Annotated in this window: 12 protein-coding genes and 1 riboswitch; of the genes, 7 read left to right on the top strand and 5 right to left on the bottom strand. The window is 72.3% G+C overall.

Features of this window, described 5'->3' with window-relative positions; genetic code table 11:
• The first annotated feature begins 71 nt into the window (after positions 1-71).
• From AC3RKB_RS11785 to ribH, 5 genes are all read left to right on the top strand, one after another.
• On the top strand, positions 72-1,253 hold the full coding sequence (locus AC3RKB_RS11785) for a hypothetical protein (protein ID WP_491436332.1): 1,182 nt from the start codon (positions 72-74) through the stop codon (positions 1,251-1,253).
• A gap of 66 nt (positions 1,254-1,319) precedes the next feature.
• A riboswitch (FMN riboswitch) is annotated at positions 1,320-1,465 on the top strand.
• Between the two features lie 73 nt (positions 1,466-1,538).
• Positions 1,539-2,603, top strand: coding sequence for a bifunctional diaminohydroxyphosphoribosylaminopyrimidine deaminase/5-amino-6-(5-phosphoribosylamino)uracil reductase RibD (ribD, locus tag AC3RKB_RS11780; RefSeq protein ID WP_491436331.1), 1,065 nt, complete (start codon positions 1,539-1,541; stop codon positions 2,601-2,603).
• A 1-nt stretch (position 2,604) separates the two neighbouring features.
• Positions 2,605-3,258 carry a riboflavin synthase gene (locus AC3RKB_RS11775; protein ID WP_491436330.1) on the top strand — a complete coding sequence of 218 codons (654 nt, stop codon included), beginning with the start codon at positions 2,605-2,607 and terminating at the stop codon, positions 3,256-3,258.
• A complete protein-coding gene (gene ribB, locus AC3RKB_RS11770; RefSeq protein WP_491436329.1) occupies positions 3,255-4,559 on the top strand; it encodes a 3,4-dihydroxy-2-butanone-4-phosphate synthase in 1,305 nt (434 codons plus the stop codon). Before AC3RKB_RS11775 ends, ribB begins: the two co-directional genes overlap by 4 nt.
• Positions 4,556-5,026, top strand: coding sequence for a 6,7-dimethyl-8-ribityllumazine synthase (gene ribH / locus AC3RKB_RS11765; RefSeq protein ID WP_491436328.1), 471 nt, complete (start codon positions 4,556-4,558; stop codon positions 5,024-5,026). Before ribB ends, ribH begins: the two co-directional genes overlap by 4 nt.
• Positions 5,027-5,251: 225 nt before the next feature.
• On the opposite strand, the gene AC3RKB_RS11760 is transcribed toward ribH, so the two are convergent.
• Positions 5,252-7,930, bottom strand: coding sequence for an AMP-binding protein (locus tag AC3RKB_RS11760; protein WP_491436327.1), 2,679 nt, complete (start codon positions 7,928-7,930; stop codon positions 5,252-5,254).
• A gap of 284 nt (positions 7,931-8,214) precedes the next feature.
• Between AC3RKB_RS11760 and AC3RKB_RS11755 the strand changes: the two genes are divergently transcribed.
• Together AC3RKB_RS11755 and AC3RKB_RS11750 are read left to right on the top strand one after the other, a co-directional pair.
• Positions 8,215-9,720, top strand: coding sequence for an MFS transporter (locus tag AC3RKB_RS11755; protein WP_491436326.1), 1,506 nt, complete (start codon positions 8,215-8,217; stop codon positions 9,718-9,720).
• 197 nt (positions 9,721-9,917) lie between these two features.
• Complete coding sequence (locus AC3RKB_RS11750) at positions 9,918-10,343, top strand: four-helix bundle copper-binding protein (RefSeq protein ID WP_491436325.1); 426 nt, start codon at positions 9,918-9,920, stop codon at positions 10,341-10,343.
• Positions 10,344-10,422: 79 nt separating this feature from the next.
• On the opposite strand, the gene AC3RKB_RS11745 is transcribed toward AC3RKB_RS11750, so the two are convergent.
• The 4 genes from AC3RKB_RS11745 to AC3RKB_RS11730 all read right to left on the bottom strand — a co-directional run bounded on the left by AC3RKB_RS11745 (position 10,423) and on the right by AC3RKB_RS11730 (position 13,528).
• A complete protein-coding gene (locus tag AC3RKB_RS11745) occupies positions 10,423-10,773 on the bottom strand; it encodes a hypothetical protein (RefSeq protein WP_491436324.1) in 351 nt (116 codons plus the stop codon).
• A gap of 120 nt (positions 10,774-10,893) precedes the next feature.
• Entirely contained in the window at positions 10,894-11,715 is an 822-nt protein-coding gene (locus AC3RKB_RS11740) for an ABC transporter permease (protein ID WP_491436323.1), read from the bottom strand.
• Positions 11,712-12,605 (bottom strand): ABC transporter permease, encoded by an 894-nt coding sequence (locus AC3RKB_RS11735; protein ID WP_491436322.1) that lies wholly within the window; start codon positions 12,603-12,605, stop codon positions 11,712-11,714. The genes AC3RKB_RS11740 and AC3RKB_RS11735 overlap by 4 nt, the downstream gene beginning before the upstream one ends.
• Complete coding sequence (locus AC3RKB_RS11730) at positions 12,602-13,528, bottom strand: ABC transporter ATP-binding protein (protein ID WP_491436321.1); 927 nt, start codon at positions 13,526-13,528, stop codon at positions 12,602-12,604. Before AC3RKB_RS11730 ends, AC3RKB_RS11735 begins: the two co-directional genes overlap by 4 nt.
• Positions 13,529-13,533 lie beyond the last annotated feature (5 nt).

Genomic DNA, 13,533 nt, shown 5'->3' with positions numbered 1-13,533 from the left:
GAGCGTATCGAGACCCCCGTGACGCGATCGTGATCCTGCGGGGCCGGGCGAGCGGATAGCCTGACGGTCGCATGACCGAACTCCTCCGCCCCACGGCACCCGACCCGGGGCCGGCGCCACCCCCTGCACCCTCGCAGCCCGGGCGCAGCCCGGCCGCCATCGCCGTGGCCGCGATCGTGGTCGGCGTCGTGATCGCCGCGATCGGGCACCAGCTCGTCGCGACCGAGCTCCACCGGCAGCTCTGGCCGGCGTGGGTCGCCGCCGACGCGCGCCACGACGAGGCGGTCGCCGCGTACGACGAGGCCGCCGAGCGCGGCGAGTCGGTCGTGGCCCGCACCGAGGCGCTCGAGGCCGTGCTCACGCCCGACTTGGTGCGGGAGGAGGACCGCGCCGCCTTGGCCGCCACGCTCGACGGGCTCCGCTCGGGGCTCGACGCGGGACGCGGCGCTGCGCCGCTCGCCATCGTCGACCTCACCGAGCCCGACGTGTTCGCGCCCGCCTGGGATCGCTACGCCGACCTGTGGGAGGTCGCCGAGCTCGTGCCGGAGCGCACCGCGGCCGCAGCGTCGAGCGAGATGGCGGCCGACGCCGTGCAGGCGGCCCGCGACGAGGTCGACGCGGCGACCGCGACCCTCGTCGCCGGCGCGCAGGAGATCGCGCGCGCCGAGCTCGCCGCGAACCCCTCCGCCACGTTCCGCACGCGGCAGGCCCTGCAGCAGCTCGTCGACGGCACCAGCGCCACCGGGGTGCCGACCACCGGCGCCGGGGGCTTCACCGCGCTGGCGACCGCCGTCGCCGACGTCCGCGCCTCGCACGCCGCCGAGGTCGCGCGTGCCACCGAATACCCGGTGCGAGCCGAGATCGAGGCGTTCGCCCGGTCCATCTCGAACGGGGTGACGCTCGACTTCACGTGGGCGTACGAGGTCGCCGGCGTGACGAGCGACGCCTGGTACGCCGGCACCGCGGAGTTCGGGCTCGACGGCGCCGAGTGGGGCCTGATCACGCTCAGCGAGAGCATCGAGGAGGCGTGGGCGTTCGACCCGAACGCGAAGGCCGTGGTCGTCCACGAGGTCGGGCACACGCAGGTCGTCCGCGAGGCGTGCCGCGCGCTCTTCGCGGATTCCGGCTCCGACCACGAGGCGTGGGCCACCGCGTGGGCGATCGGCATGGGGTACGACCTGCCCGGCTCGGGCATCGAGGCCTACGGGCGTCCGAGTGAGGCGCAGATCGCCGCGGCGTCGCAGTGCCGTTGACGCTCTCGGCCAGGCGGATGACGGGAATACGGGCGGCCTCGCCGCGTTGACCTAGAATCGAACACGAAACGTGCTCCGGGGTCGGTGCAAGTCCGAACCGGCGGTGAAAGTCCGCGAGCCGGGAGCGCGTGGCCGTCCGGCCGCGCGCGAACGGTTGAACCGGTGGAACTCCGGTACCGACGGTGAAAGTCCGGATGGGAGGCGGCACGTGTCGGCGACGCTCACGAGCGCCGTCGACGTTTCCGGCGCCGCCGGGAGTCCCGGAGCCTGGAAGGCAGGCGACCGATGTCCACGGCGACGCGGGCGGCGAACGACGCCGCGCTGATGCGCCGGGCGCTCGACCTGGCTGAGCGCGGCCCGGCGCGCGGGGTGAATCCCCGCGTCGGATGCGTCATCCTCTCCCCCGCGGGCGAGGTGCTGGCCGAGGGTTGGCACCGCGGCGCGGGCACGCCCCACGCCGAGGTCGATGCGCTCTCGACGCTGCCGCCGGGTGCGGCGCGCGGCGCCACGGCGATCGTCACGCTCGAGCCGTGCAACCACGTCGGCCGCACGGGTCCGTGCGCGCACGCCCTCGTCGAGGCCGGCGTCGCGCGCGTCGTGTACGCCGTCGACGATCCCGGCGACCACTCCTCCGGCGGGGCGCGCACGCTCCGCGACGCGGGCGTCGAGGTGACGGGCGGCGTGCTCGCCGACGAGGTCGAGGCGTTCCTCGAGGACTGGCTGTTCTCGGCCCGCAACCGTCGTCCGCGCATCACCGTCAAGTGGGCGTCGAGCCTCGACGGGCGTGCCGCGGCGGCGGATGGCACGAGCCGGTGGATCACGGGCCCCGAAGCCCGCGCCGACGTGCACCTGCGCCGCGCGGCATCCGATGCCATCGCCGTCGGCACGGGCACGGTGCTCGCCGACGACCCGGCGCTCACCGCGCGCGACGCCGACGGGGAGCTGTTCGAGACCCAGCCGATCCCGGTCGTGTTCGGCCGGCGCGACCTCCCGGCCGGCGCCGCGATCGAACGGCACCCGCACGAGGCGATCCGGCTGCAGGGGGCCGACCTCGCGACCGATCTCGCAGAACTGCAGCGCCGCGGCATCCGCTCGCTCTTCATCGAGGGCGGGCCGACGCTCGCGAGCTCGTTCCTGAAGGCCGGCTACGCCGACGAGCTGCTGGTCTATCTCGCTCCCGCGCTGATCGGCGGCCCGCGGACCGCGATCGACGACCTCGGGGTGGCGACCATGGCCGACGCCCTGCGCTACGACTTCACCGACCTGGTGCGACTCGGCGACGACCTGCTCGTCGTCGCGCGGCCCCGTGCCGCCTCGCACGACGACATCCCCACCCGAGAGAGGGCCTGACATGTTCACCGGAATCATCGAGGAGCTCGGCGAGGTCACGCGCGTCGAGCCGCACGCCGACGTGGTGCGACTGACCGTGCGCGGACCGAAGGTCGTCGAGGGCGTGCGCCACGGCGACTCCATCGCGGTGTCGGGGGTGTGCCTGACCGTGGTCGACGCCGACGCGGCCTCGTTCACCGCCGACGTCATGGCGCAGACGCTGCGGATGTCGACGCTCGACGCCGTCGCCGAGGGCCGGCCCGTGAACCTCGAGCGCGCGGCGCTCGTGGGCGACCGCCTCGGCGGGCACATCGTGCAGGGGCACGTCGACGGCACCGCCGAGGTGATCGAGGTGCGGCCGGGCGAGGAGTGGCGCGTCATCCGCTTCTCGCTGCCCGACGCGCTCGCGCCGCTCGTCGTCGACAAGGGCTCGATCGCGGTCGACGGCGTCTCGCTCACGGTGTCGGGCCTCGGGGACGAGCCCGACGGCTCGTGGTTCGAGGTGTCGCTGATCCCCGAGACGCTCGCCGCGACGACCCTCGGCCGGCTCGAACCGGGCGATCGGGTGAACCTCGAGACCGACGTGCTCGCCCGTCATGTGCAGCGGATGCTTCGCCTCGACGCGCACCACTCGTTGCCGTCGTCCGTGACCGAGCCGATCGGGGGTGCCCGATGAGCCTCGCGACGATGCCCGAGGTCCTCGACGCGCTGCGCGCCGGCAAGCCCGTGATCGTGGCCGACGACGAGGGCCGCGAGAACGAGGGCGACGCGATCATGGCCGCCGAGTTCGCGACCCAGGAGTGGATCGCGTGGATGGTGCGGCACACGAGCGGGTACCTGTGCGCGCCGATGCCGAACGCGGTCGCCGACCGCCTCGGCCTGCCGCTCATGGTCGAGCGGAACGAGGACTCGCGCGGCACCGCGTACACGGTGTCGGTCGATGCTGCCGACCGCATCTCGACGGGCATCTCGGCGTCGGATCGCGCGCACACGCTGCGCATCCTCGCCGCCGCCGACGCGACGCCCGAGCAGCTCATCCGCCCGGGCCACATCCTGCCGCTGCGCGCGGTCGAGGGCGGCGTGCGCGAACGGGCCGGGCACACCGAGGCCGCTGTCGACCTGATGCGGCTCGCGGGCCTCTCGCCTGTCGGCGTGATCGGCGAGCTCGTCGACGACGACGGCGAGATGATGCGCCTGCCCCGACTGATCGCGTTCGCCGAGCAGGAGGGTCTGCCCGTCACGACGGTCGAGGCGCTCATCGCGTGGCTGCACGAGTGGCACGACGGGCAGGACCTCGCCGCGGGCGAGGCGCCCGAGCCGATCGCCGAGTCGCCGCGCGTGCAGTTCGAGGTCGAGACGAACCTGCCGACCGTGCACGGCACGTTCCGCGTGCGGGCCTACCGCGACCGCAACACGGGCGCCGACCACTTGGCGATCATCGCGGGCGACCCGGCCGACGACCCGGCCGGCGCCTTCACCCGGGTGCACTCCGAGTGCCTGACCGGCGAGGCGATCGGGTCGTTGAAGTGCGAGTGCGGGCCGCAGCTCGACGCGGCGCTGGAGGCGATCGCCGCGCGCGGCGGCGTCGTGGTGTACCTGCGCGGTCACGAGGGTCGCGGCATCGGCCTGATCAACAAGCTGCGCGCCTACCGGCTGCAGGAGGGCGGGCTCGACACGCTCGATGCGAACGTCGCGCTCGGCCTGCCGATCGATGCGCGCGACTACACGGCAGCGAGCGCCATCCTCGACGACCTCGGCATCGAGCGGGTGCGCCTGCTCACCAACAACCCCGAGAAGGTGCGCCAGCTCGAGTCGCACGGCATCCGCGTCGCGGACCGTGTGCCGCTCGTGGTGGGTGTCGGCGCCGTGAACGCGAGCTACCTCGAGACCAAGCGGACCCGCATGGGACACTCGATCGACGACGAGCAGCTGACCGACGCCGCTGCCGACGAACTCCTGAGAGGACACGCATCATGAGCGGAGCCGGATCCCCCGAACTCGAGGTCGACGGCCGCGGCCTTCGCGTCGTCATCGTCGCCGGCAGCTGGCACGACGAGATCACGAACGGGCTGATCGCGGGTGCGACGCGCACGCTGGAGGCGGCCGGGGCCGACTTCGAGCTGGTCCGCGTGCCCGGCAGCTTCGAGCTGCCCGTCGTCTCGAAGGTGGCGCTCGACGCGGGCGCCGACGCGGTCGTGGCGCTCGGCGTCATCATCCGCGGCGGCACGCCCCACTTCGAGTACGTCTCGTCGGCGGCGACCGACGGCCTCACGCGCGTCGCGCTCGACGCCGGCAAGCCGATCGGCTTCGGCGTGCTCACCCTCGACGACGAGCAGCAGGGCCTCGACCGCGCCGGGCTGCCCGGTTCGAAGGAGGACAAGGGCCGCGAGGCCGCCGAGGCCGCGATCGCGACCGCGAAGCTCCTGCGCTCGCTGCGCGCCTGACCCCCGAGGTCGCGGATCCGGGCGTCGTAGATCCGGAGCGTCCGCAACGCCGTCCGCGCGCACCTGAGCCGAACACACGTTCATTTCCGCAAGCGGTGGAAAGGTATCCGCCGGATACCTTTCCACCGGGATCGCAAAGAGGAGGACCGTTCGGCGCGCAGCACGGTTCTGCACAACCGGGGCACACGGCCCACCGGGCCGATCACACGTGATCGATCGGCGGCCTCAGGCTGCGGAACGCGATCCTCGCGGTCGCCTGGCGCTGAGCCATCCGGTCGCCCGGCCCCAGGCCCACCACGCGGCGATGCCGACGGCGAACGAGGCCGCGATCGCCAGCGGCGGCGACACCTCCTCGATCGGGGGGTACACCTGCCAGTGCGTCAGGTAGACGAACAGCGAGGCGGAGGCCACGGTGCCGATCGCGCCGGCCAGGAACGCCGGCACGGGGATACTCGTGACCCAGATGAGCAGCGCGAGCCCCGCGATCACGATCGACTCGCGCACCGGGTCGCCGAAGAAGCCCGGCACCGTCGCGAGCACGATCGCGCTCGCGGCGACCCGGCGCGGCAGCGTGGTCGAGCGGGCCACGAGCCAGCCGAGGGCCACGAGCCACGCGATCGCCGGCAGGGCGTAGCGCATCGGCGACTCGGGCGTGATGCCGCCCGACACGACGAACCGCCACGTGAGGGCCGCGCCGAGCACGGCGACAGCGAAGGCGTACGGATGGCGCCGCTCGAGCGCGTCGACGCGCGGCACCGCGAACAGCACGGCGAGGGCGACCGTCGACCAGACCAGCGCCTCCAGGAACCAGAACTGCCATTGCTCGCTCCAGCCGGACGCGCCCGGCACGAGCCAGTTCGACAACAGCACGGTCGCGGGGTCGTACGTGCCGGCGACGAGCGCGACGCCCCCGACCCACAGCACGGCGGGCAGCGCGAGGGAGCGCGCGCTGCGCAGCAGGCCGCGGACGCGGCGCGTGCGCGAGACGCTCCCGCTGAGCCGGAACCGGGCGAGGTTGAACCCGGCGACCGCGAGCAGCAGGTGCGCGCCGCCCTTGAGCTGGATCACGTCGGCGTGGGTCGCGACGATGAGCAGGATCGCGACGACGCGGAGGACGACCGAGGTCTCGATCCGCGCGACGCGGCGGCGGGGGGCGGTCGGGTTTCGAGACGGGCGCGGAGCGCCCTCCTCAACCCGCATGGGCCCGGGGCGCGGCGCGCCCTGCTCGACCCCCACAGGCCCGGTCTCGTCGACCCGCACCGCGGCAGGTGCGAGTTCTCGGATGGGCCGGCTCGGCCAATCGGCGGGCAGCGCGCCGATCCGCGCCTCGAGCTGCAGAGCGAGCTCGACGTAGTTGAGCGAGTCGCCGTCGAGGCTCGTGAAGCTGTCATCGGGCGTCGCGTCGGGGCGGCCGAGGAGCTCGGCATAGAGGTCGCGCAGGTCCGCGGCGGACGCCACGGACCCGGTCGCCGCGGGCGAGTCCTCCGCCGCGCCATCCGTCGCCCGCAGCAGCGACGCGTGCGCGCGCAGCGCGGCGTGGTCGGGCTTGCCGTTCGCCGTGCGCGGGAACTCGGCGAGCGCGTGCACGTCGAACGCGTGCACCGGAAGTCCCGCATGCCGGTGGACGGCGTCGCGTGCCGCGGCCGCGAACCGCTCGTGACGCACGAACACCGCGAGTCGCTCGTCGACGCCGACGGTGCGCGCCTCGATGCCGTCGTCGGCGAGCAGCCGCTCGATGCGGTCGAGGTCGAGTCGGAGGCCGAAGCTCTTCACGAAGCGGCTGAGCCGCCCGGTGATCTCGTAGAGGCCGTCGTCTCGCTGCCGTGCCAGGTCGCCGGTGCGCAGCTCGTCGAGCTCGGCGCCGCGCGCCAGGTCGGCGGCGGTCTCGGCGTAGCCCATCATCACGTTCGGGCCGGAGTAGACGAGCTCGCCCTCGCCGGGCGTACCGCCGCCGACGGCCTCGTCGATGCGGAACGAGCCGCCCGGGATGGGCACGCCGATCGCGCCGGCGGCCGACTCGGCGAGCGACGGCGGCAGGTACGCCATGCGCGCGGTCGCCTCGGTCTGCCCGTACATCACGAACAGGTCGAACCCGCGTTCGCGACCGAGCGCCGCGAGCGATCGCACCCGCTCGGGCGCGAGGCGCCCGCCCGCCTGCGTGACATAGCGCAGCGACGGCAGCGGCCGCCGCGCGAAGTCGGTCGACTCGAGGAGTTCGTAGGTGTACGGCACGCCCGCGAACGAGGTCGCGTCGGCGGCCTCGAACTCGATCCAGAACTGCGGCTCGACCACCGAGCGGTCGGTGAGCAGCAGGCTCCCGCCCGCGACGAGGTGGCTGTTCACGACCGACAGTCCGTAGCAGTAGTGCAGCGGCAGCGTCGTCGCGGCGCGGTCACCGGGGCTGAGCCGCAGGTAGTCGGCGATGCTCCGCGCGTTGGCCAGCACGTTGCCGCGCGACAGGCGCACGAGCTTCGGCGAGCCGGTCGAGCCCGACGTGCTCGCGAGCAGCGCGAGTTCGGGGTGGAAGTCGTGGCGGCTGCCGGCGCCGCGGTCGTCGACGTCAGGCGCCGCGCCATCCGACCCGACCTGCACGACCACGTCGGGCCGGTACCGGTCGATCGTCGCGTCGAGGCCGGCCGCGCCATCCGCCCCGCCCGCCTGCAACAGCACGGGGTGCCCGCCGGCGAGCGCCGCGAGGTAGGTCACGACCGTCTCGAGCGTGTTCGACCCCGCGAGGAAGACCAGGCGCCGGCCCGTGCCGAGCTCGGCCCGCCGGTCGGCGACGCGGTCGGCGAGCTCGGCGTAGTCGACGGAGGCCTCGGGCGTCACGATCGCGGGCGCCAACGGCGCGCCGCCGAGCAGGTCGAGCGCGGGGCGCTCGGTCCTGGTCAGCGTGGTGCTCATGCGGTGCGGGACTCCGATATCAGGTCGGGACGGGGAGGTTAGGCTTGGCTTACCTTACGCGACGTCCGCGTGCCGTCGAAATCGGATGACACACTCCGCCGCGGACTCGGACCGCCGTTCGTCGCACATCCGCCGCCGCTCGTCGTACTCGGCTCGCGTACGCCGTTCGGGCTCCGTAAAGTGTGCAGGTTGCCACAAGCAGCGGTTCCATCCGCCGACGCGGTGCGGCGCCCCACCGAGGCGCCCCGGGCCGGCCACGTCCATACCGGAAGTCCCGCCCTGCCATGACCGCAACCCAGTCCCCCGCCGACCCGACGGCCCGCGCCACGACGACCGCCGCCCCCGCGAACTCGCGCGGCCGCGTCATCCTCGCCAGCCTCGTCGGCACCACCATCGAGTTCTACGACTTCTACGCGTACGCCACGGCGGCCGTGCTCGTGTTCCCGATCCTCTTCTTCCCGACCGGCAACGACACGACGGCGCTCCTGTCGTCGTTCGCGGTGTTCGGGGCCGCGATGGTCGCCCGCCCCATCGGCGCGATCGTGTTCGGCCACTTCGGTGACAAGCACGGCCGCAAGGCCACGCTCGTCGCGTCTCTCCTCACCATGGGCATCGCGACGTTCCTCATCGGCCTGCTGCCCACGCACGAGCAGATCGGGTGGTTCGCCGCACTGCTGCTGCTCGTCCTGCGCCTCGCGCAGGGCTTCGCGCTCGGCGGCGAGTGGTCGGGCGCCGCGCTCGTCGCGACCGAGAACGCCCCGAAGGGCAAGCGCGCCTGGTACGGCACGTTCCCGCAGCTCGGCGCGCCGATCGGCTTCATCATCGCCAACGGCGTGTTCCTGGCGATCAACCTGCTCGCGCCGTCGCGCGAGTGGTTCTTCGAGTGGGGATGGCGCGTGCCGTTCCTGTTCTCGGCCGTCATGGTCATCGTCGGCCTGTGGGTGCGCCTCAAGCTCGTCGAGTCGAGCACGTTCACGAAGGCTGCCGAGAAGGGCGCCATCCGCAAGCTGCCGATCGGCACCGCGTTCCGCCACAACTGGCGCGAGCTCATCCTCGGCACCTTCATCATGTTGGCGACGTACGTGCTGTTCTACCTGATGACGAATTTCACGCTCTCGTACGGCACGAAGGCCGCCGACCTCGAGACGGCGAGCGCCGCCGCCGAGGCCGCCGCCACGGCGGCCGGCCAGCCGTTCGACCCCGCCGCGTTCGCCGCGGGCTTCTACCCGGGACTCGGGTTCACGTACACCGACTTCGTGACCATGCAGATCATCGGCGTCGTGTTCTTCGGCATCTTCACGCTGCTGTCGGGCCCGATCGCCGACGCGATCGGCCGCCGCCGCCTGCTCATCTGGGTGACCGTCGCGATCATCGTCTTCGGCCTGAGCTTCAACCTGTTCCTCATGCCGCAGCTCGACCCGAAGTTCACGGGCGCGCTCGTGCAGGCGTTCCTCGTCTTCGGCTTCCTGCTCATGGGTTCGACGTTCGGCCCGATGGGCGCGGTCCTGCCCGAGCTGTTCCCGACCAACGTGCGCTACACCGGCTCGGCCGTGGCGTACAACGTCTCCTCGATCCTCGGCGCCGCCGTCGCCCCGCTCATCGCCGTTGCCCTGTGGGCCGCAGCCGACGGCCAGCCGTGGCCGGTCGGCATCTACCTCTCGGCGATGGGCGTGCTGACCCTCGTGGCACTGCTCATCTCGAAGGAGACCAAGGATGTCGACTACGACGATGCGGGCGTCGGCGCGCGCGACCAGCTCGCCGAGTCCGAGACCGAGGTCGCCTCGCTGTAGCGGGGCGCGACCGCGGTCGACGGGGCGGATGCCGCGGGTCACGAGCCCCGGGCATCCGCCCCTGGTCCGTGCCGGTGACGGATGGCGCGACCCCCTTCTGGCGGCGGGGGCCGCGGCGTAGCATGGCGCCCACAGGGTCGCCGGGTCCCCAGCCGGCAACGTCGACGCCCGGCCCCGCAAGACGGCGAGGTGCGCGGATGAACATGACGATGGACATGATGAAGGGCGCGATGTCCGCCTCCGACATGCCCATGAAGGACATGGACATGTCGATGATGCAGGAGTGTATGGAGGCCCTCTCCGCGTGCATGCAGGCGTGCGTCATGTGCGCCGACGCCGACGCGGCCGAGGGCATGGGGCGTTGCGGGGCGATGTGCTCCAACTGCGCCGACGTGTGCGACACGATGATGCGCATGATGCTCCGCACGAACGGCTACGACATGCAGGTCATGATGTCGATGATGCAGACCTGCGTGATGATGTGCCGCGCGTGCTCGGCCGAGTGCATGATGCACGCCGAGATGAGCGAGCACTGCCGCATGTGCGCCATGGCGTGCGACCAGGCGGTCATGGCCATGGAGAAGATGATGGGCGCGATGAAGGAGATGATGCCCGCGAGCTGACGATCTCCTGATCACGTCGACGCGGCCGGCTCGGCCGCGTCACGTGCGTCCGGGGGCTGCGACGTTCGGGAGCGGCGGCTCAGACGGCCGCGACGCTGTACCGGTCGTCGCCGCGCGCGAGCACGCCGTAGACGCCGTGCAGGGCGACCGGGTCGCCGACGGCCACCTGGCCGGTGAGGGCGCCGTGGTGCCACACGCGGTGCACCTCGCCGTCGAGGTCGAGCAGCTCGACGAAGCCGTCGCTGCCCGACGCCGTCACGACCGCGTCGACCCACCGGCTCGCGGCGATGCGCGAGAGGCGGTCCTGCATGGGGTGCAGGCCGTGGCCCGGACGATCGCTCGAGCATCCCTCGCCCTCGACGCAGCCGCGCATGCCCATCGCGAGGCCCGTGCGGGACTCGGCGGCGGCGTGCGGCTGGTGGATCGACATGGCGGGTGCTCCTCTGGTTCGTACCGTGCAGGCGACGATACGCCGGGGCTGGGCGGATGTCGCGGCGGGCCGTCACACGCGGAAACACTGCCGCCGCGCCGGTGAGGGTCGAGGAGTCGTTCAGGCGAGGAACAGCGCGCGCAACCGCTTCGTGGTGAAGAACATGCCGACCGCCACCATGACGACGTAGTACCCGACGTGGACGAGCAGCCCGACGTCGACCGCACCCGTCGTGAGGCCGCGTACGAGCTCGACACCGTGCCACAACGGCAGCGCCTGGATCAGCCACTGGATCGGCTCGGGGTAGACCGTCAGCGGGTAGAAGGTCGCCGAGAAGAGGAACATCGGCAGCATCACGAAGTTGATCCAGTCCATCTGCTGGAACGTCTTCAGGTAGCTCGTGACCGCCATGCCGACGCTCGCGAACCCGAATGCGATGAGCAGTACCGCGGGGATCGCGAGCAGCGCCCACCACGAGAGGGCGAGCCCGAGCACCTGCATGACGACCATGAACCCGGCGGCATAGAGCCCGCCGCGCAGCAGCGCGAGCGAGATCTCGCCGAGCGCGACGTCGAGCGGGCCGAGCGAGGTGGCGAGCATGCCCTCGTAGAGCTTGGCGAAGCGGATCTTGAAGAACACGTTCCACGTCGAGTCGTAGATCGCGCCGTTCATCGCGGCGACCGCCAGCAACGCCGGTGCGATGAACGCCGCGTACTCGACCTCACGGCCGTCGACCGTGACCGTGCCGACGAGCGCGCCCAGGCCGATGCCGAGCGAGAGCAGGTAGAAGATCGGCTCGAACAGGCCGCTCAGCATCACGAGCCAGTTCGTGGAGCGCGTGGCGCGCCATCCGCGGTACATCACGGCGCGGGCGTTGCCCGCGTAGAGGGCGCCGACGGCGCGGCGCCCGCGGTGCTCGATGGCGTGGTCGACGAGCGTCATGCCGTGAGCCTCCGCACCGCGATCCGTCGCGCCCAGACCCAGCCGGCCAGGGCCATGCCGACGAGTACGACGACGTGCACGACCGTGAGCCAGATCGGCTCGGGGTAGCCGAACGTGAGCACCCGCGAGAGCTCGGTGCCGTGCCAGAGCGGCGAGAGCCATCCGATCCACTGGAGGAACCATGGCAGCTCGGACAGGGGGAAGAACGTGCCGGAGAACAGCGTGAGGGGAACCACGACCAGCCGCTCGACCATCGCGAGCTGCCCGGTGTCGTCGCGGATGGTCGATGCGTACGCCATCAGCAGCGTGCCGAACGCCATGCCGGTGAGGGTCGCGACGAGGATCGCGATCCATCCGGTCGGCGACGGCACCGCGCCGAAGAGCAGCATGAAGCCGAAGTAGACGACCATGGTGGCGGCGAGGCGGATCACGACCGAGATCACGAGCCCGTCGACGACCTGGCCCGGGCTGATGGGACCGGAGTGCATGCCGCTGAACGTCGGGTTCCACTTGTAGCCGAGCAGCACGGGGTACGAGAACTCGATCGTCGCCGTGGTGAGCCCGGCGCTGCAGAGCAGCGCTGGCGCGACGTAGACGAGGTAGCCGACTCCGCCGGCCTCGACGCCGAGGTTCTGGTCGACCAGCGTCGCGAGCCCGACGCCCATCGCGTAGAGGTAGATGAGCGGCTCGCCGAACCCGGTCGCGAGGATCGTCTGCGCGTACGACCGCATGACGAGCAACCGGTGCTCGGCGACGTACCAGGCGCCGAAGCGACGCGGGCGCACGCCGCCGGCGAGCGCGCGGCGGGCATCGTCGGTCGGCGCGTGAGCAGCCGCCGAAGGCGCTCGAGACGCAGCTTCGCCGCGACTCGACGACCGGGAATCGCTCATTCGATCAGGCTCCGCCCGGTCAGGCGCAGGAAGACGTCCTCCAGGCTCGAGCGGCGCACGAGGCTCGTGAGCGGGTGCAGGCCGGCGTCGGAGATGCGCTCGAGCTCGGCCTCGCCGTCGGCCGTGTACACGAGGATGCGATCGGGCAGCACCTCGATCCGGTCGCCGGAGCCCTCGAGCGCGCGTGCCACCTCCTCGTTGCGGTCGGAACCGAACCGCAGCTCGAGCACCTCGCGCGACGAGTGCCGGCGGATGAGCTCGGCGGGCGTTCCCTCGGCCATGATCCGGCCGTGGTCCACCACGATGAGCCGATCGCAGAGCTGCTCGGCCTCGTCCATGTAGTGGGTCGTGAGCACGAGCGTCTTGCCCTGCTCCTTGAGGCGGAACAGCCGGTCCCACAGGATGTGCCGCGCCTGCGGGTCGAGCCCGGTCGTCGGCTCGTCGAGCAACAGGATGCGCGGGTCGTTGATGAGGGCACGCGCGATCGTGAGCCGCCGCTTCATGCCGCCCGAGAGCGCGTCGACCTTCGCGGTCGCACGGTCTTCGAGCTGCGCGAAGCCGAGCAGCTCGTCGGCCCGCTCGGCGACCACGCGACGCGGCAGCCCGAAGTAGCGGCCGTAGACGAGCAGGTTCTCGCGCACGCGCAGCTCGGCGTCGAGGTTGTCGGCCTGCGGCACCACGCCCAGCTGCGAGCGGATGTCGGGGCCGTGCCGGTCGGGATCGAGCCCGAGGATCGACAGCTCCCCGCCGGTGCGCGCCGAGACCGCGCCGATCATGCGCATCGTCGTGGACTTGCCCGCACCGTTCGGCCCGAGCAGCCCGAACGACTCGCCGGGCGCGACCTCGAACGAGAGCCCGTCGACGGCGGCGAACTCCCCGTAGCGCTTGACGAGGTCTCGGGCGACGATCACGGGCTGCGGCACGGTTC

Source organism: Agromyces capsici, from assembly GCF_058349965.1.
This window is presented reverse-complemented; position numbering and strand designations above follow the sequence as displayed.

What these genes read in the sequence shown, in the direction of transcription:
- AC3RKB_RS11785 (WP_491436332.1), top strand. Translation starts at nt 72, where the DNA reads ATGACCGAACTCCTCCGCCCCACGGCACCCGACCCGGGGCCGGCGCCA.
- ribD (WP_491436331.1), top strand. Translation starts at nt 1,539, where the DNA reads ATGTCCACGGCGACGCGGGCGGCGAACGACGCCGCGCTGATGCGCCGG.
- AC3RKB_RS11775 (WP_491436330.1), top strand. Translation starts at nt 2,605, where the DNA reads ATGTTCACCGGAATCATCGAGGAGCTCGGCGAGGTCACGCGCGTCGAG.
- ribB (WP_491436329.1), top strand. Translation starts at nt 3,255, where the DNA reads ATGAGCCTCGCGACGATGCCCGAGGTCCTCGACGCGCTGCGCGCCGGC.
- ribH (WP_491436328.1), top strand. Translation starts at nt 4,556, where the DNA reads ATGAGCGGAGCCGGATCCCCCGAACTCGAGGTCGACGGCCGCGGCCTT.
- AC3RKB_RS11760 (WP_491436327.1), bottom strand. Translation starts at nt 7,930, where the DNA reads ATGAGCACCACGCTGACCAGGACCGAGCGCCCCGCGCTCGACCTGCTC.
- AC3RKB_RS11755 (WP_491436326.1), top strand. Translation starts at nt 8,215, where the DNA reads ATGACCGCAACCCAGTCCCCCGCCGACCCGACGGCCCGCGCCACGACG.
- AC3RKB_RS11750 (WP_491436325.1), top strand. Translation starts at nt 9,918, where the DNA reads ATGAACATGACGATGGACATGATGAAGGGCGCGATGTCCGCCTCCGAC.
- AC3RKB_RS11745 (WP_491436324.1), bottom strand. Translation starts at nt 10,773, where the DNA reads ATGTCGATCCACCAGCCGCACGCCGCCGCCGAGTCCCGCACGGGCCTC.
- AC3RKB_RS11740 (WP_491436323.1), bottom strand. Translation starts at nt 11,715, where the DNA reads ATGACGCTCGTCGACCACGCCATCGAGCACCGCGGGCGCCGCGCCGTC.
- AC3RKB_RS11735 (WP_491436322.1), bottom strand. Translation starts at nt 12,605, where the DNA reads ATGAGCGATTCCCGGTCGTCGAGTCGCGGCGAAGCTGCGTCTCGAGCG.